Source organism: Pantoea sp. X-Soil-OKNW-556 (assembly GCF_059730695.1).
The window spans coordinates 179,836-197,922 of record NZ_AP035992.1 but is presented as its reverse complement, the minus strand read 5'-3'; the positions used below and the strand labels follow the sequence as shown (position 1 = coordinate 197,922).

Annotated in this window: 17 protein-coding genes; 10 read left to right on the top strand and 7 right to left on the bottom strand. The window is 53.0% G+C overall.

Going from position 1 to position 18,087, the window contains the following annotated elements:
• Positions 1-3 precede the first annotated feature (3 nt).
• The 4 genes from AC6I8T_RS24595 to AC6I8T_RS24580 all read left to right on the top strand — a co-directional run bounded on the left by AC6I8T_RS24595 (position 4) and on the right by AC6I8T_RS24580 (position 6,222).
• Positions 4-1,386, top strand: coding sequence for a Cu(I)/Ag(I) efflux RND transporter outer membrane protein (locus AC6I8T_RS24595; protein ID WP_497834657.1), 1,383 nt, complete (start codon positions 4-6; stop codon positions 1,384-1,386).
• Positions 1,387-1,463: 77 nt separating this feature from the next.
• Positions 1,464-1,742: a copper-binding protein gene (locus AC6I8T_RS24590; RefSeq protein ID WP_235056606.1), complete on the top strand. Its 279-nt coding sequence runs from the start codon at positions 1,464-1,466 to the stop codon at positions 1,740-1,742.
• Positions 1,743-1,817: 75 nt separating this feature from the next.
• Positions 1,818-3,053, top strand: coding sequence for an efflux RND transporter periplasmic adaptor subunit (locus tag AC6I8T_RS24585; protein ID WP_497834656.1), 1,236 nt, complete (start codon positions 1,818-1,820; stop codon positions 3,051-3,053).
• Positions 3,046-6,222 carry a CusA/CzcA family heavy metal efflux RND transporter gene (locus AC6I8T_RS24580; protein ID WP_497834655.1) on the top strand — a complete coding sequence of 1,059 codons (3,177 nt, stop codon included), beginning with the start codon at positions 3,046-3,048 and terminating at the stop codon, positions 6,220-6,222. The genes AC6I8T_RS24585 and AC6I8T_RS24580 overlap by 8 nt, the downstream gene beginning before the upstream one ends.
• Here the strand turns inward: AC6I8T_RS24580 and AC6I8T_RS24575 are convergent.
• The 3 genes from AC6I8T_RS24575 to AC6I8T_RS24565 all read right to left on the bottom strand — a co-directional run bounded on the left by AC6I8T_RS24575 (position 6,219) and on the right by AC6I8T_RS24565 (position 7,746).
• Complete coding sequence (locus AC6I8T_RS24575; protein ID WP_497834654.1) at positions 6,219-6,764, bottom strand: GNAT family N-acetyltransferase; 546 nt, start codon at positions 6,762-6,764, stop codon at positions 6,219-6,221. The genes AC6I8T_RS24580 and AC6I8T_RS24575 overlap by 4 nt on opposite strands.
• Positions 6,752-7,042, bottom strand: a complete 291-nt coding sequence (locus tag AC6I8T_RS24570) for a type II toxin-antitoxin system TacA family antitoxin (RefSeq protein WP_497834653.1) — start codon at positions 7,040-7,042, stop codon at positions 6,752-6,754. The genes AC6I8T_RS24575 and AC6I8T_RS24570 overlap by 13 nt, the downstream gene beginning before the upstream one ends.
• Before the next feature lie 110 nt (positions 7,043-7,152).
• Positions 7,153-7,746: a cupin gene (locus AC6I8T_RS24565; protein ID WP_497834652.1), complete on the bottom strand. Its 594-nt coding sequence runs from the start codon at positions 7,744-7,746 to the stop codon at positions 7,153-7,155.
• Between the two features lie 170 nt (positions 7,747-7,916).
• On the opposite strand from AC6I8T_RS24565, the gene AC6I8T_RS24560 reads away from it, so the two are divergent.
• Entirely contained in the window at positions 7,917-9,185 is a 1,269-nt protein-coding gene (locus AC6I8T_RS24560; RefSeq protein ID WP_497834651.1) for a hypothetical protein, read from the top strand.
• Between the two features lie 52 nt (positions 9,186-9,237).
• Here AC6I8T_RS24560 and AC6I8T_RS24555 read toward each other — a convergent pair whose 3' ends face one another.
• From AC6I8T_RS24555 to AC6I8T_RS24540, 4 genes are read right to left on the bottom strand one after another with little or no spacing between them, the layout of a single operon-like run.
• Positions 9,238-10,329 carry an NAD(P)/FAD-dependent oxidoreductase gene (locus AC6I8T_RS24555; RefSeq protein ID WP_497834650.1) on the bottom strand — a complete coding sequence of 364 codons (1,092 nt, stop codon included), beginning with the start codon at positions 10,327-10,329 and terminating at the stop codon, positions 9,238-9,240.
• 14 nt (positions 10,330-10,343) lie between these two features.
• Positions 10,344-11,087: an amino acid ABC transporter ATP-binding protein gene (locus AC6I8T_RS24550; RefSeq protein ID WP_497834649.1), complete on the bottom strand. Its 744-nt coding sequence runs from the start codon at positions 11,085-11,087 to the stop codon at positions 10,344-10,346.
• Positions 11,080-11,883, bottom strand: a complete 804-nt coding sequence (locus AC6I8T_RS24545) for an amino acid ABC transporter permease (RefSeq protein WP_208726859.1) — start codon at positions 11,881-11,883, stop codon at positions 11,080-11,082. The genes AC6I8T_RS24550 and AC6I8T_RS24545 overlap by 8 nt, the downstream gene beginning before the upstream one ends.
• A 57-nt stretch (positions 11,884-11,940) precedes the next feature.
• Positions 11,941-12,753: an ABC transporter substrate-binding protein gene (locus AC6I8T_RS24540; protein WP_021185442.1), complete on the bottom strand. Its 813-nt coding sequence runs from the start codon at positions 12,751-12,753 to the stop codon at positions 11,941-11,943.
• Between the two features lie 198 nt (positions 12,754-12,951).
• On the opposite strand from AC6I8T_RS24540, the gene AC6I8T_RS24535 reads away from it, so the two are divergent.
• The 5 genes from AC6I8T_RS24535 (at position 12,952) to fecR (ending at position 18,042) form a co-directional block, all read left to right on the top strand.
• Entirely contained in the window at positions 12,952-14,031 is a 1,080-nt protein-coding gene (locus tag AC6I8T_RS24535) for a LacI family DNA-binding transcriptional regulator (protein WP_497834648.1), read from the top strand.
• Positions 14,032-14,157: 126 nt separating this feature from the next.
• Positions 14,158-14,874 (top strand): helix-turn-helix transcriptional regulator, encoded by a 717-nt coding sequence (locus AC6I8T_RS24530; protein ID WP_497834647.1) that lies wholly within the window; start codon positions 14,158-14,160, stop codon positions 14,872-14,874.
• A 392-nt stretch (positions 14,875-15,266) separates the two neighbouring features.
• The gene (locus AC6I8T_RS24525) at positions 15,267-16,397 is read left to right on the top strand and encodes a hypothetical protein (RefSeq protein WP_497834646.1); all 1,131 of its coding nucleotides are present in this window, start codon (positions 15,267-15,269) and stop codon (positions 16,395-16,397) included.
• Positions 16,398-16,565: 168 nt separating this feature from the next.
• Positions 16,566-17,087, top strand: coding sequence for a ferric citrate uptake sigma factor FecI (fecI, locus tag AC6I8T_RS24520; RefSeq protein ID WP_497834645.1), 522 nt, complete (start codon positions 16,566-16,568; stop codon positions 17,085-17,087).
• 1 nt (position 17,088) lies between these two features.
• Positions 17,089-18,042 (top strand): ferric citrate uptake sigma factor regulator FecR, encoded by a 954-nt coding sequence (gene fecR, locus AC6I8T_RS24515; protein WP_497834644.1) that lies wholly within the window; start codon positions 17,089-17,091, stop codon positions 18,040-18,042.
• Positions 18,043-18,087 lie beyond the last annotated feature (45 nt).

Sequence of the window (18,087 nt, the reverse complement as noted above, 5' to 3'; positions counted from 1 at the left end):
ATCATGGACAAATTGAAACTGACCGTTGTGGCCGCGACCTTGTTACTGGCAGGCTGTGTCTCGCTGGCACCAGAGTATCAGGCACCTGAACTGCCGATCCCGCAACAATTTTCGCTGTCAGGCAACAGCCTGGTGCCGCAGACCCGTGGTTATCAGGATAGCGGTTGGCACACCTTTTTTGCTGACCCGCAGATTCAGCGTTTGATTGATGAAGCGCTGCGTAATAACCGCGATCTGCGCATGGCGACCCTGAAAGTGCAGGAGGCGCGCGCGCAGTATCGGATCACCGATGCCGATCGCTACCCGCAGCTGAATGGCGCATCGCAGGCGAGTTACAGCGGAGGCATAAAAGGTGACGGCGTCACGGAAAGGCAATATCAGGCCGGGATTGACCTGAGTTTTGAGCTGGATTTGTTCGGTAAGCTGAAAAACCTCAGCGAAGCCGATCGGCAAAACTTCCTTGCCAGCCAGGAAGCGCAGCGTGCGGTTCATATCCTGTTGGTAGCCACCGTTGCTCAGAATTATTTCAGCCTGCAACTGGCTGACGAACAACTGAATATCGCGCGCGAGACGCTGCAAAATTATCAGCAATCTTACGCGTTAGTTGAACAACAGCTGATGACCGGGAGTAGCAGCGTCCTGGCAGTGGAGCAGGCGCGTGGTTTGATTGAAAGCACCAGGGCGGAGATGGCTGCGCGTGAAGGACAACTGGCGCAGGCGAAGACGGCGTTGCAACTGGTGTTGGGCAGTGGACAAAACCTGCCAGCCATGCCGCCCGGCACAACCGAACTTCATCCGGTAACGCTTCCTGCGCATCTTTCCTCCGAGATCCTGCGCCAGCGCCCGGATCTGATGGAAGCTGAACACCAGTTGATGGCGGCTAACGCCAATATCGGCGCGGCCAGAGCGGCATTTTACCCGTCGATTAGCCTGACCAGCGAGCTTTCCACCAGCAGTACGGATTTGACCAATCTGTTCTCCGCTGGCAGTGGGATGTGGAATTTTATCCCGAAAATTGAGGTGCCGATTTTTAACGCCGGACGTAATCAGGCCAACCTGGCCGTTGCGGATGTGCGTCAGCAACAATCGGTGGTGAATTACCAGCAAAAAATTCAAACCGCGTTTAAGCAAGTGGCCGATGCCCTGGCATTGCGCGACAGCCTCGAAAAACAAATGGCGGCGCAGCAGCGCTACCTGTCCTCGCTGGAAATAACTTTGCGACGGGCGCGTGGATTATATTCCAGCGGAGCAGTGAGTTATATCGAGGTGCTGGATGCACAACGTTCGTTATTTTCCACCCGACAAACCCTGCTGGATTTGCAATATTCCCGCCAGGTAAATGAAATCAACCTGTTTAACGCCCTGGGCGGCGGCTGGACAGAATGACTTTTTAATTCATATCATCAGGAGTCAATATTATGCGTAAGTTTATTAACGTTGCTTTATTCAGTTTTTTCCCGTTAATGTTGCTGCCCGGTGTGCAGGCGAGCGAGCAACACGCCGCCATAGCGCAGCAGGTTATTAACGCCAGCGGCGTGGTCAAACAGATTGATCTGGCGAATAAAAAAATCACCATCGCTCATGAAGAGATCCCGGCACTCGGCTGGCCTGCCATGACCATGCGCTTTACCTTTATCACTCAGGACGACAGCATCAATGCCTTAAAGGTGGGTAGCCCGGTCAGCTTCTCGTTTATTCAGCAGGGGAATATTTCGCTGTTGCAGAGCATCAATATTGGATAACACCCTCCGTAGCGGCGCGATTTATCGCGCGGGGTTTAAATATCGCACCGCTACGGACAACGGAATAATCACATCATGGCATCGTTAACCTATAAATATGCTGCTGTGGCTCTCGGTAGTTTGATAATCGGCGGGCTGATTGCTGTTGCAGCTTTCCCTTATTTTACCACCAGCGAAAAAGCCGTTTCTCCCACAGCAGAGCGCAAAGTTTTATTCTGGTATGACCCGATGAAACCCGATACGAAATTCGACAAGCCGGGTAAGTCTCCCTTTATGGATATGGACCTGGTGCCGAAATACGCCGATGAGGGCGACGCGGCAAACAGCAACGGTATCCGTATTGATCCGGTGCAGGTGCAGAACCTTGGCATGAAGACGGTACAAGTCAGCAAAGGTCGCCTGCAATATAGCCGCACCCTTCCGGCCAACGTCAGTTTTAACGATTATCAGTTTGTGATTGTTCAGGCGCGCGCCGATGGGTTTGTGGAGAAGGTATACCCGCTCACCCTTGGCGATAAGGTGCCAAAAGGCACACCGCTGATCGATATTACCATTCCTGAATGGGTCACGGCGCAGAGCGAATATTTGTTGTTGTCCAGTAGCGGTGGTTCGACAACCCAGGTGAAAGGAATTCTGGAGCGTTTGCGTCTGGCGGGAATGCCGGAAGAAGATATCCAGCGTTTACGCACCTCGCGCAGCATTCAGACCCGTTTCACCATTAAAGCGCCGATTGATGGCGTGATTACCGCCTTTGATCTGCGCAGCGGCATGAACATTTCGAAAGACAAGGTGGTCGCACAGATTCAGGGCATGGACCCGGTATGGATCAGCGCGGCGGTGCCGGAAGCGGTCGCCGGATTGCTGAACGACCATTCCCGGTTTGCCGTGTCGGTGCCGGCGTATCCGAACCACTCGTTCAGGATCGAAAAATGGACCCTTTTGCCGAGTGTGGATCAGACCACGCGCACGCTTCAGGTGCGCCTGCAAGTGGATAACCGTGATGAATTGCTGAAACCCGGCATGAATGCGTTTTTGCAACTGCAAAGCCAAAGCGACGAGATGTTGCTGATCCCGTCCCAGGCGGTGATCGATACCGGTGATGAACAGCGCGTGATTACCGTAGATCACGCGGGGCGCTTTCTGCCGAAAGCCATTCGCGTGTTGCAGGCCACATCGCAACAAACCGGCATTGCTGACGGGTTGCAGGAAGGGGAATCCATTGTGGCCAACGGACTCTTCCTGATTGACTCGGAAGCCAATATCAGCGGAGCGCTGGCGCGGATGCGTCAGGCGGAGCACGACCATGATTGAATGGATTATCCGACGTTCGGTCGCCAACCGCTTTCTGGTGATGATGGGCGTGGTGTTTCTCAGCCTCTGGGGCGGCTGGACTATCATCAACACCCCGGTTGATGCCTTGCCCGATCTTTCTGATGTGCAGGTGATCATCAAAACCAGCTATCCCGGCCAGGCACCGCAGATTGTGGAAAACCAGGTCACTTATCCGCTCACCACCACCATGCTGTCCGTGCCGGGCGCGAAAACGGTGCGCGGTTTTTCACAGTTTGGCGACTCGTATGTTTATGTGATTTTTGCTGACGGTACCGACCTCTACTGGGCGCGATCCCGGGTGCTGGAGTACCTGAACCAGGTGCAGGGAAAATTACCGGCTGGCGTCAGTTCCGAGATCGGCCCGGACGCCACTGGTGTCGGCTGGATTTATGAGTATGCGCTGGTGGATCACAGCGGTAAGCACGATCTGGCCGAGTTGCGTTCCTTGCAGGATTGGTTCCTGAAGTATGAACTGAAAACCATTCCGGATGTGGCGGAGGTTGCCTCGGTGGGCGGGGTGGTGAAGCAGTACCAGATCCAGGTCAACCCGGTGCAACTGGCGCAATACGGTATCAGCCTGGCGGAAGTTAAATCGGCGATTGAAGCCTCCAATCAGGAAGCGGGCGGTTCCTCGGTGGAAATCGCCGAAGCGGAATATATGGTGCGGGCCAGTGGCTACCTGAAAACCCTGGACGACTTCAATCATATCGTATTGAAAACTACCGCCAACGGGGTGCCGGTTACGCTGGGTGAGGTGGCGCGGGTACAGACTGGACCGGAAATGCGGCGAGGTATCGCTGAACTTAACGGTGAAGGCGAAGTGGCTGGCGGAGTGATTATCCTGCGCTCCGGCAAAAACGCGCGCGAGGTGATTGGTGCAGTGCGCGAAAAGCTCGCCACCCTGAAACACAGCCTGCCCGCCGGGGTTGAGGTGGTGACCACCTATGACCGCAGCCAGTTGATCGATCGTGCCATCGATAACCTGAGCCACAAGTTGCTGGAGGAATTTCTGGTGGTGGCGCTGGTGTGCGCGTTGTTCCTGTGGCATGTGCGCTCGGCGCTGGTGGCGATTATCTCGTTGCCGCTCGGGTTGTGTATCGCCTTTATCGTGATGCATTTCCAGGGGTTGAATGCCAACATCATGTCGCTGGGCGGTATCGCCATTGCGGTGGGGGCGATGGTGGATGCGGCGATTGTGATGATTGAAAACGCCCACAAACGGCTTGAAGAGTGGCAACATCAGCACCCGGACACGCCCATCGACAGCGCAAGTCGCTGGAAGGTGATTACCGATGCCTCCGTCGAAGTTGGACCGGCGTTGTTTATCAGCCTGCTGATTATTACCTTGTCGTTTATCCCGATTTTCACCCTTGAAGGCCAGGAAGGGCGGCTGTTTGGCCCGCTGGCGTTTACCAAAACCTATGCGATGGCTGGCGCGGCGGCGCTGGCGATTATCGTGATCCCGATTCTGATGGGGCTGTGGATCAGAGGCAAAATACCGGCGGAAACCCGCAACCCGCTTAACCGGGTATTGATCAAAATGTATCACCCGCTGCTGCTGAAGGTGCTGCACTGGCCGAAGCTGACGTTAGCGGCGGCCGCGTTGTCAATCCTGACCGTGTGGTGGCCGCTAAGTCAGGTGGGTGGTGAATTCCTGCCAAAAATTAACGAAGGAGATCTGCTCTATATGCCTTCGACCTTGCCGGGCGTGTCACCGGGACAGGCGGCGGCGTTGTTGCAGACTACCGATAAACTGATCAAAACCGTACCCGAAGTAGCCTCGGTTTTTGGCAAAACCGGTAAAGCGGAAACCGCCACCGATGCGGCACCGCTGGAGATGGTGGAAACCACGATTCAACTGAAACCGGAAAGCGAGTGGCGGCCAGGCATGACCCTCGACAAAATTATTGATGAACTGGACGCCAGGGTGCGCCTGCCAGGCCTGGCAAACCTGTGGGTGCCGCCGATTCGCAATCGCATCGATATGCTCTCCACCGGGATTAAAAGCCCGATAGGCATCAAGGTGTCCGGCACGTCGCTTGCGGATATCGATGACAGCGCGCAGCGTATTGAAGCGGTGGCAAAAACCGTGCCCGGCGTGGTGTCAGCCCTGGCGGAACGTCTGCAAGGCGGGCGTTACATTGATGTGGATATCAATCGGGAAAAAGCGGCACGTTATGGCATGACGGTGGGCGATGTACAGTTATTTGTCTCTTCAGCGATTGGTGGCACCACGGTGGGTGAAACGGTGGAAGGCGTGGCGCGTTATCCGATTAACATGCGCTACCCGCAAGGTTACCGCGATAGCCCGGCAGCGCTACGGCAGTTACCGATCCTCACCCCGATGAAACAACAAATCACCCTGGGCGACGTGGCGGATGTCCGGGTGGTTACTGGCCCCACCATGTTGAAAACCGAGAATGCCCGACCCGCCAGTTGGATCTACATTGATGCCCGTGGCCGTGACATGGTCTCCGTGGTGGAGGATCTGAAAACCGCGATTGCCGGGCAGGTCACGCTGAAGCCAGGCACCAGCGTCACCTTCTCCGGTCAGTTTGAGTTACTGGAACATGCCAACAAGAAACTGAAACTGATGGTGCCGATGACGGTGATGATTATCTTTATCCTGCTGTATCTGGCATTTCGCCGCGTTGATGAAGCTCTGCTGATCCTGATGAGCCTGCCTTTCGCACTGGTGGGCGGCATTTGGTTTCTCTGGTGGCAGGGATTCCATCTGTCGGTGGCGACCGGCACCGGGTTTATTGCGCTGGCCGGGGTGGCGGCGGAATTTGGCGTGGTGATGTTGATGTATCTGCGCCACGCCATTGAGGCGGATCCTGCGCTGGCTCACCCGACCACCTTCACGCAACAAGGGCTGGATCAGGCGTTGTATCAGGGGGCGGTGCTGCGTGTGCGGCCTAAAGCGATGACGGTTGCGGTGATCATTGCGGGCCTGCTGCCAATTCTGTGGGGGAGTGGGGCGGGATCGGAGGTGATGAGCCGTATCGCTGCGCCAATGATCGGCGGCATGATCACCGCGCCGCTGTTGTCGCTGTTTATCATCCCTGCGGCTTATAAACTGATCTGGCTGCGTCGGCAGCGGTTATCGGTACATCTGTCGTCGCGACGCGATTTATCGCGGGGTTAAGTTATAAGCGGTGGGTACAGTTCAATAAGCGAATGTAACGCTGTTGTCGGGTAGAAAAGAATCAGGCGGTTATCGGGTGTAGTAAGCCGCCTGAATCCCAGACGGGTATAAAAATCTGCGGCATCTTCATCTTTCGCTTCAACAGTCAGAGCAAATACGCCAACACTTTGCCCTGCTGCGTACACTCGGCGAGCGGCATCAGCCACCATCATCGAACCAAAGCCTTTGCCCTTCAGGCGATTATCGATAGCAAGTCGCCCCAAAAGGATACAGGGGGCGTCCCGATAAGGCACCTGTTTACGTTGTACGTTGCTCATTCCCGCTTTGGCAAAGGAACCACCAGACAATGTGTAATATCCCATAATCTGTGGCACGGCTTCATCGGATTGAAGCGTATAGGCGCGCAGCAGGTGGTTTTGCTGCTGGCGTCTCAGGTGGTTGACTAAAAAATCGTTTAATTCAGGACGACCACAGTTAAAACTTTCGGTGTGATAACTTTCACTAAGCTTGTACGGATGAATTCCTTTCTTTAGTCTTCCCATTCCCAGCTTGAGTCCTTTTTCATGCGTTCAACTGCATCAATAAAGCGTTTATTTGGCGCAGGAGGATTATCCAGCGCATCTCTCACTGCATTCCATGATTCATCCGTGAGTTTGATTCGACTATGTTCTTGTATCACGTTTCTCGCCCTTTCATACGCCGACTCAGCGATGAACTGAGATGCACTGACCCTGACGAGCTGAGCAGCGGTTTCTATATCTGCCTTCATGTCTGCGCTCACACGGAATTCGAGGCGCTCCTTCCTGGTCACGGCTACCATGATTTTGTACCTGTTATTGAAGAGTATGTACGGGATAGTCCCGTACAACGATTGTAAAACCCTGTGGTGAATTTTTCAACACCCGGTGACGATATGGATATTACCCCCCGTTACCAGCTATGGGTCAGGGGACCATGACGTCCGCTAACCGGATCGCTCTCCGGGAACGGTAACTGGCTGATACGTTGCAGCATCTCTGGGGTCGGTGCCGTGCGGCAAATATCCCATTGTTGATGGGGCGGATAGGCACCCACCACCTGGAAATCCTCGCTGCTGCCCTGATTACAATGTCCGGTGCCGGCGGGGAGCAGGGCGACATCACCTGCCGTCATCGAGATCACTTCTCCTCCTGGTCCCCCCAGTATCACTTTCGCATGGCCACTGACGCACCCCAGCACTTCATGGGCGGTGCTGTGATAATGATGAAAGCCGAAAATGGACGCGACCCACTGTGGCGGCCAGTCGTTATTCTCAAACAAACTTTCGGTGGGGGTGGTCATGGCGGGTGCAGGCGGCAACACGCTTTGATAGAAAATAACCGGCAAATGGGGGTTATTTGGCACCCAGTTGTTGCGTTCTAAGCGCAGCAGTTTGACGTTGTCTGGCGCAGGCACAGCGCTGGCATAGCGGTTCAACAGCACAGGCGCACTCAACGTCAGACCCGATAACACCCCCATAAAGTGACGACGTGATAAACCATTCATCTCTTCCTCCTGACTCTAAGTGAGACATTGATCACAATTTAAGCTTAATACAAATGTGATGTGACCGCGTGGCATGTGTGACAGAAGGAATAAAGTTACCAAAGGTGAAGGTTTCATCTTAAAATTAACCTGAGAGAAATTCTATCAATGTAAAATGAAAGGAAATCGATATGGAAGTTAACTATGGAAGCGCGGATGTTCATCTTTTCATAAAACCTCATACTCAGACGAAACAGGAAGGTACCCGCCCCATAAAAAGGAGTATAAACACCGACGGAACGCTTCACAGCAATACTAAGCAACAAAACACCGGGAAAAGTAATTGTTACAATTGGGTAAAATCAGATAACTACCGAAACCAGTATAAAATGATTACTGATAACCTGCTGAAGAAAATTAAAAAAATTGTTCCTGCGCGGTGGGATAATATTGAAAAGAGAATTCAAAAGGGTGAAAAATTGCACCGAGTAGATATCGTCATTGAACTTCTATCCCCTTTTAGTTTCAATGCGATAGAAGTCTTAAAGCAAAGTAAAATGCGAGAGGTTCTGGATAAAATAATCACATCTGGTGTATCCGAGACGACGGTACGGAATGCATTAACTCAACGGATGCAGCAAGAGATGGACATGTGGGAACCTGCAAATAAGGCGCAAATTGCAGGCATAAAATCCCTTCTCACAACATATAAAATGATACTTTGTGATTTAACTAAACTGGTGTTGATGCAATTAAATCCTCAATTTTCGGCCTTGAATCTATCCAAAGAACAATTGAGATTTGCATTGAGAAATCTGAAAGAAAGTATGACATGGACGGATATTGAGCTTAGTCATATGATCGCCAACACAGTTATCCCCAAAAAGACGGAACAGTGGTACAAGGAAAAGAAGGCGTTATTCAGCGATGAAAGAGTAAACTCTCTTGATTTCAATTTCCGCCTGAGAAACAGTGGTTGCCCGTCAGAAATAACCGTTGAACAGTTACAAAAACTCCTTTTGCGTGATGGCCGTCACGATATGACATGTAGCCTGATTTCACTGTATGCCACGCAATCAGGGATAGAATTTGCACTTTATGATCACCACACTGCCATTCTGAAAAAGGATGAGCCTGTCCGCGAACCAACGGTTAATTCCGGTCCTTTATCTGAATGCAATCCAAACCCTTCTTTAGAGCAAATTCCTGAAACAGCCCCTGACAGATGCCCTACGATCCCCCCTTCATTGCCTGTTCAAACATTAGCCACAGAGATGAAGACGCAATTCTGCTGGTTCGCTGATCCCACAACCCCATTGAAACCATTGATGGTGGAAAACGTACCTGTTATGGCTACCTTTGATTTTGTCTCGGGACAGATGGTCCACACCCCAGCGGCTGAGGCCTTGCAGCGTAGTAAAGATTTTGCCCGGCAATTCTTGCTTGACCGGGAAGGATAACATGACGCGCCACCCCGCGCTGCCAACGGGCAGTGGCGCATGGCACCATCAATCAGCCAAAACGTTCCGGTCGGAACTCTGCCAGCATAGGGTGCTGTTCGCCGCTCATGATCTCTTCCGCCAGCAGCTCCCCGACGATCAATGCCAGTGTCGCCCCGGAATGGGTAAAGGCGACAAAACAACCCGGCACCTTTTGCAACTCGCCCAGCACCGGTTCACCGTCGCCGGGAATCGGTTTGTAACCGATCTTCCAGCTTTGCGCCTGCAAATCCGCGCCGTCTGGCAGGAGTTTTTTCGCTTCACCCACCAGTTGCTGCACCACCTTTTCATCGATAGTAAATCCACCGGTGGTAAGTGGCTGGATGTCGTGTTCATACCAGTCATGATCCAGTGCCAGCCGGTTGCCGGGATCGGGACGTACCGCCACGCGCGGCGTGTTCAACACTGCGGTTAATTTTTGCCCCGCAGGTTGGGTGATCACCAACATCGAGAGTGGCGAACCATTGGGGATCTGTACACCCAGCGGGGCCACCACATCAGGCGTGGCGGGACCGCAGGCCACCAGCACCGCATCCGCCGCTAACTCACCCCCTTGCCAACGCACACCGCAGGCACGGCCTTCGCGGGTAACCACCTGAGCCGGTCCGGCTCCCTCGATAATCTCGCCACCCAGTCCCCGGAGCTTATCCGCCAGATAAGTCATCAGGTCGGGTAAACTGACCCAACCCTCGCCCGGATTAATAATCGCTTCTCCGCTAAATGCATCGGGTTTGATTTGTGGCAGATCTTCACAGCTAACAAGATGTGAGTCATAGCCGTGCGCTTTTTCATACGCATGTCGCGCCCGGAGAGCCGTGCCATCTCCCGTGGTCCAGAACACCGCGCCGTCAAAGCGCAACCAGTTCCGCGTCGGATCTTGGGCAAACAGCGTGCGGTAGCGGTCGATACCCGCCATACGCAGCGCATGATAGGCCGTTGATCGTTCGCCTGCCGAGTTGAGCCACGACAACGAACGCCCCGATGCGCCGGAACATAACGCAGCCTCAGTCACCAGCGTCACCGCGATGCCGCGTTGCGCCAGTTGCAGTGCACTGGACACGCCCAGCACGCCGCCACCCATTACCACCACTTTTTTTACCGCCATGTTGGATTCCTTGTTCACAGCACTTCAGAAAGAAAACGTTGCAGACGCGGCGACTGCGGGTTATCAAACAGCGCTGCCGGGCTGCCCGCTTCGATAATCTCGCCTTCGTCCATAAACACCACCTGATCGGCGACTTTGCGCGCAAACCCCATCTCATGCGTCACCACCACCATCGTCATGCCGCGCCGACACAAATCCGCCATCAGGGTCAACACACCTTTCACCAGCTCGGGATCCAGTGCCGACGTAGCTTCATCAAACAGCATCACTTCCGGGTCCATCGCCAGCGCTCTGGCGATGGCCACACGCTGTTGCTGACCGCCAGACAGATCGCGCGGATGATGATCGGCACGCTGGCCCAGTCCCACTTCGTCCAGGCGCTGGCGGGCGATGGCGATCGCCTGGGATTTTGGCAAACCTTTCACTTTCCACGGGGCCAGCGCCACGTTTTCCAGCGCGCTATGATCGGGAAACAGGTTGAAATGTTGAAACACCATGCCAATCCGCAGGCGCAGGGCATCGGGTTTGTCACGCAACACCGAGCGTCCGGCCAGCAACACATCGCCGGATTGTGGCTCGTGTAGTCGGTTGATGCCGCGCAGCAGGGTGGACTTACCGGAACCGGACGGCCCGATGATGCAGGTGGTGGTGCCGGGAGCCACTGTCAGGGATACCCGACGCAACACCTCAATCGGACCATAAGCCAGTGACAAATTACGCAACTCCAGGCTGGCACCTTTCCAGCTTGCCTCAGTCATGATTACCTCCCAGGCTGCTGAACAGCGCGTTATTCGTGGGTTTCTGCACTTCCTCCACTTCCTTCAGACCGCTTTGTGGCGCGCTGCGGCGACGGCGTCCGGTGCGATAACGCACATCGACGTAGTTCACCATATGCGTCAGCGGTACGGTGATGATCAGATAGAACAACCCAGCCAGCATCAGCGGCGACAGGTTGCCGGTCAGCACCGCAGCGTCCTGGCCGACACGAAACAGTTCGCGCTGGTTGGTCATCAACCCGAGCAGATACACCAGCGAGGAATCTTTAATGATGGCGATAAACTGGTTAACGATGGCGGGCAGCACACGGCGGATCCCCTGTGGGATCACCACCAGCCGCATCGCCCGGCTATAACTCATACCGAGTGCACGACAGGCTTCCATCTGGCCGCGTTCTACGCTCTGAATCCCGGCCCGGAAGATCTCCCCCATATAGGCGCTGGCAATCAGGCTGAGGGCGAAAATGCCCAGCGGGTAGGGCGACGGGCCAAACAGTTGATAACTGAAGCGCGCTAATCCCTGACCGATCAGCAAAATAGTGAGAATCGACGGCAGGCCGCGAAACAGGTCGGTATACATCCGTGCGGGCAGGCGCACCCAGCGTGACGGGGAGATCCCCAGCAGCGCCAGCAGCAGTCCCAGCAATGTGCCGAGCAGGGTGGCCGCCAGCGAGATAATCAGGGTGTTGACCAGGCCGGTCGCCAGCAACTGCGGCAACACCTCCATCATCGACGGAATATCAAAGAAGGTACGGGAAAGAATTGTCAGGACGTCCATCGGCGTCTCCCTTCATGGCGGGTGATGAGCAAGCCCATCACCGGTTGAAAGCGTGATCTACTGGCCGTCAGGCAGATACTGTTTTGGCATGGGCGAGCCGGGAAACCACTTCTGATACAGCTGTTTCCAGGTGCCATCCTGCATGGCGGCTTTGATGGCTTTGTCCAGCGCCGCTTTGAACGCCGGTTTGTCTTTGGCAATGGCGACGCCCGCAGGCGCATTGAACGAGGGGATATCGGCGGCAGAGACCAGTTTGAAGCGCTCGGCATAACTTTTCGCCGCTTCATAATCAAGGAACACCGCATCCAGCGTGCCGTTATTCAGCGCGGAGACGGCGGTGTTGTTATCCGGGAAACGGACGATGTCCGTCTGGGTGAAGTGCTGCACCGCATAGCTTTCCTGCAATGTCCCTTGAATCACGCCAAGGCGATGTTTCGCCAGGCTGGCGACATCCTTAACGCCGCTGTCACTGCGCGTCAGCACCGTCAAATAACCGGCGAGATAGCCGGTGGAGAAATCGACGGTTTTTTCGCGCGCCGGGGTGATCCCGATGGCGGCGACGCCAGCATCAAACTGGCCATTCGCCACCGCAGGCAGAATGGCGGAGAAATCCTGACCGACAAAATCCACCTGATCGATACCCATGCGGTGGGCGACATTTTTGAAAAACTCCACATCAAAGCCGGTGAACTGGCCGCTGGCGTCGGTGAAGGTATAGGGTTTGGAGTCGCCAACGCTGGCGACGCGCAGATGGCCGGGAGAGAGCAGGCCGTAAGGATTGTCCTGACTTACAGCAACGGTGGTAAAGGAAAGCGAACACAAGGCGATGGCCGCGCCGAACAGCGCGTGCAGGGATTTATGCGATTTCATAGCTCGTCCGTTTTTGCAGGTTAAACATCAGAGACTGTTGAGCCGGTATGCTGTAATGTTTTTGAGACCGGTCTCAACGCAGGTGACTCCGCGAGACACAGTGATTGTGAGACCGGTCTCAAGGAGTTACAATGAGTTTAAGCACACCCGTTTTTCAGCGTCAATGATCCTGACCTCAACCTGTGATTCGAATTAATTATGACCAAGCAAAAAGTGCGTTCTAAAGCGCCAACCGTGGCAGATGTCGCGCGGGAGGCCAACGTTTCCAAAGCGCAGGCGGCACGGGCGCTGGGGGGCTATGGTGCGGTGAGCGAAGAGGTTCAGATTCGGGTTAACCATGCGGCTGCCGCCCTGGGTTATCGCCCCAATGAGCTGGCGCGCAGCATGAACACCGGCCGTTCCAACACTATCGGGGTGATCGTCGGGGATATTGAAAACCCGCACTTTGGTGTGGCGCTGCGGGGTATGGCGGATGTGACCCGTCAGGCCGGTTATCAGTTGCTGTTAAGTAACAGCGATGAAAAATGGCAGGCGGAACAGGATGCGGTCCGGGTGATGCTGGAAAAACAGGTGGATGGCATCATCGTCACACCGTGCTGCTCAGAACGGGAGAAAAACGGCCATCTGATGCAGGTACAGGCGGAAGGGCGGGCGCTCAAATTATTTGATCGCGCGGTTATCGGTATGGATGTGGAGGCGATATGCTGTGATTTTACCGCCGTTGCGCAACAGGCCACTCACCAATTGATTGCGGCGGGACACCGTGAGGTGGTGTATGTCACCAGCATGACGCTTGAGCACGATTTTCAGCAACTCAGCGACTTTGGTTTGACCCCGGTAGCACAACGCGTTGATGGCATGATGCGCGCGTTTGCGGCTGCCGGACATCCCTACGATCCCGGCATGGTGCAGGTGAATGCCGGGAGTGACGAACAGATCCAGCAGATCGTAGCGCGCCTGTGGCAACGCCCACGTCCACCCACCGCACTGATCGCCTCCGATAGCGTGGTGGCGATGTCGCTGCTGCGCGAGCTGACACGGCGTGGCTTGCGCATCCCGGAGCACCTGTCGTTTGTTATGTATGACAACTTCCCCTGGAGCGAAATTATCTCCCCGCCACTCACCGTGGTGGCACAGCCGGTATACGAAATGGGGCGCGAAGCCGCGCGCCGGTTGATCGCGGAAATTCGTGGCGAGATGCTGGAACCCTTACCCACGTTCAGTGCGGAGCTGATTGAACGTCAGTCAATAGGCGCTCCACGTAGACTGTCGCGCTAATTTTTCGATTTCTCTCGCATTTTTTCTCCTGTTTATTACCCATTTCTCTTTTCCTGGGCTATTAGTTCTTCGTATTTCTGAGATGGAAGCTCGTGTGTTGAAATTATTCAGGAGAGGGAAGAACTAATGTCTTATTTTTTTGCTAATGATGAGATAAACCAGGAGGTAAAGTTAAGTTTAGAAGATGCCTTGCAGAATGGAGAGGGAGTGAAATATGGTTACTTTATAATCAATAAAAGAAACCTTAATGATATTCAAATCATAAACAACCATCCTGATTGGTTTGAAACGTATTTGAAAAATCTTCATCAACTCTCTGACCCTGTTGTGCAAATGTCTTTGTCAAGAATAGAGGGTTTTTGTTGGGATGAAAAGATAACACTCTCAACGCAACCAGACTCAATACAAGGCTCGCGGGAATCACAGATGATGCATGAGGCAAGAGAATATAACGTTATGAATGGGCAAACAGCTATTATTCATGATTACCAAAATAATTTGGTTCTCTTTTCAATATATAATTTATCTTCCAGCCCGACAGTCAAAAGGAACATGCCAAACATGGAGCGGCAGCTGTTTTTATTTAACAAGCTACATCAAAGACTGTTATGCTCCTACCAGGACTTTAATAGGTTGATTGATTTTAATCTTACGAATAGAGAGAATGAAATCCTTTACTACTCTTCTATGGGAAGAACATACAAAGAAATTTCCGGCCTGACAAATATTACAGAATATACAGTTAAATTTCATATGGCGAAAATTGTTAACAAGTTGAATGCTAAAAATGCCAGGCATGCTATAAAAATTGCCAGTGATCTGAAGTTAATTCATGCTCTTTAAGGGAGTTGCTCGCTGTTACGTTGTCTGTGATTTAAATGATGACATCAATACATTAAACAAGCTAATCGCAACACAGAAAATCCGCCTGAGAACTCCCCCTGTAACTGCCTCCTGTCAGCGTCGCCATGATGATTTTTATATGTCGACGTTCATTTTATTGATATAACGCAAAGTAAATAAATATCATCATGGCAAGTATTAATGCCTGGGCTTAATTTATTAATAAGGGGTTGTTTTTAAGGTTGTTACTTACGTGTTCGAGAAAGCCTTACTTTATTTTTCACAACTTTAACAATACAAGTAAAAATATTCCATCTTAACAAGAATTCAGCATTTTTTCATAATTAAAAACATCATGCCAGCAGCGATAACAACGATGCGACTATTTAACTATGCCAAATTTAAATTTCAATGCTTCATTGATCCAAACCACCGGCCTCTTCCACAATAAGGTAAACAATAAGAATAAAACGCATTTACCCCAAAAAATTAAGAAATTTACTAACAATATGGAGGTGCCAAAAAGTCAGGATTATGTTGTGAAAATTCGGGACGAAAATCACCAGGGTGTTAATTTACGCGCGCCGCAGTGGAACGGTAAATCCCTTACGTTGAAGGATGTTTTTTTGGGCTTGCTTGTGGTTCAAACGGTCGCGGTGGTGGCTGGCGCTTCACCTGTCGGGCAGACGCCGGGCATCACGCCGCAGCGAAACAAACGTGGGATCAGCCTGTTTGCTGTCTCTAATGATTGCAGCCCTTATGCAACAAAACGTGCCGCAGCACAGGCTCTCAAGGATTGCTCGGATGACATCGCTTACTTTAATCGTAAGGCCAAACACCTTATCCATCATGCACGTACCAGGGGGCGAGATGAGTGTAATAATATCAATAATGAAATCAAAGAAATGAAAATTGTTACAGGGAAACCGGTATCAACGGGGGTTTCTTCTGAGTGCCTTGGGGGGAATGTCAGCAATGATATTGCCAATCTGAAAAGTGAAAAAATGGATACCGAAAGTTTCATTGAAATTGTTGAGAAGCAGAATACGACCTACTCAGCTATTTCCGTAAAAATCCTTCGTATGCACGGAAATAATGTCGATAGCGACATAGAAAAACTGGAGGGTCGACAAGGAAAAATATGGGATATTAATGAAGGGATTGATCATCTCGCTGACGATTGTAACAAGTTCACCAAGGTTCAATATCTCGCAGATAATACGCGTGGCGCCTATGAAAACCTGGAGGCTCTTGTGGCGGGACACAAAGACACTAATTTTGAAATCAACAGAGCACTTATCTTCGCCAATGATGAAATTCCCAAATCAGGAGGTATGGATTGTGAAGTCTCGCCCATAGCAGAGCAATATATGGACGCATTTCATAATGAAAAATTCTTCCGCTGTGATAATGGGGGGCCAAAGGATAAGTATTGTGATGACGCTGCCACGCAACGGGCTGAAAAGATCTATAACAATAACTTTTATAAGCCTCGGGTCAGAGCACCGTTGTATTTCAAATAGCCTTGGTAGCGGCGCGATTTATCACGCTCTTTTCTCGCAGCTTAAATCGCGCTGCTACCAGGCCTGGCAACCTCACGTTGCAGTCCGGTAAAATCATCCATAGTTGTAATGAGAACCATTCGCAGCTAGTATCATTACACTTTTCACCTTTTGACATACTTTGACATCATGTTGCCTGCTGCTGAATCGCCCGCTGCGCCTTCTCTCGCGCTGTTCTACGCCACCAATCACCGCTGGCTGAAGCACTGGCTGACGGGCAAGTTGCGTTCGGCTTTTGATGCGGATGATGTCGCTCAGGATACGTTTCTACGGGTGATGTCCGGGCATCATCTGTCTGATATTCGTGATGCCAAATCGTTTCTCTGTACGCTCGCCAAACGTGTGATGGTGGATCGCTTCCGCCGTAACGCGCTGGAAAACGCGTATCTGGAATTACTCAGCCAGCTCCCTGAAGCGGTCGCCCCCTCACCGGAAGTACAACAAAGCCAGCTGGAAACCCTGCAATTACTGGATCGAATGCTGGATGGACTGGGTCACAAGGCGCGTCAGGCATTTCTGCTGTCCCAGTTGGATAACCTCACCTATGCCGATATTGCCGTGCAGCTTGCCGTGTCAGTCAGTTCGGTAAAGAAATATATGGCGAAAGCCACCGAGCATTGCCTGCTGTTTCGTCTCGAGCAGGGGTTGTGACGTGACGGCTCCGCTCTCCAGCTCACAACGGGAGGCGCTGCGCAGCGCGTCGCACTGGTACGCCGTGCTCAGCGGTGAACGCGTCAGTCCTCAGCAGGAACTGAAATGGCAGCGCTGGGTGGATGCGAATCAGGATAACCAATGGGCGTGGCAGCAGGTGGAAAATCTGCGTCAACAAATGCAGGGCATGCCGGGCGAGGTGGCCAGCAAAGCACTGCGTGATTCGCAGATAACGCGGCGTCATGTGCTTAAGGGGTTGCTGCTGGCGGTCGGCGTGGGTGCCGGATGGCCGTTGTGGCGCAGCGAGTATGCCGCCGGATTACGTGCGGATTATCGCACCGCACGGGGTGAGATCCGTCACTACCCGCTGGACGATGGCAGCCTGCTGACGCTCGACACCGCCTCAGCAGTAAATGTCAGTTTTTTGGCCCAGGAACGGCGGATCGATCTGATTGAGGGCACCCTGGCCATCACCACGGGCAAGGATGCGGCACAGCGTCCGCTGCGGGTCTATACCCGTCAGGGGCAGATGACGGCGCTGGGTACGGCCTTCAGCGTGCAGCAACAGCCCGACAGCACGATGCTGCACGTTTCACAACATGCGGTGGCGGTGCGCCTCAACCATGATGCAACACAATCCCTCACCGTACAGCAGGGGCAAAGTCTGCACTTCACCGCCGATCGCTTCGGTGCACTGACCCGCGACGTCGAACGCGCCCCGGCGTGGATTAACGGCTGGCTCAGCGTGAGCGATCGTCCTTTGGGGGAAGTGATCGACCAACTGGCGCGTTACCGTCAGGGCATGCTGCGTTGCGATGCGGATGCAGCGCAGTTACGCGTCACCGGTACTTTTCCGTTGCTGAACAGCGACCAGGCGCTACTGGCGCTGGAGCAAACCCTGCCTGTTGTCCTGCATCGCATCACCCGTTATTGGGTGCGGGTCACGCGGCGATAAATTTTTTTTGTCCCGTCATTGTCCCTTTTGCCTGCGTCATACGAC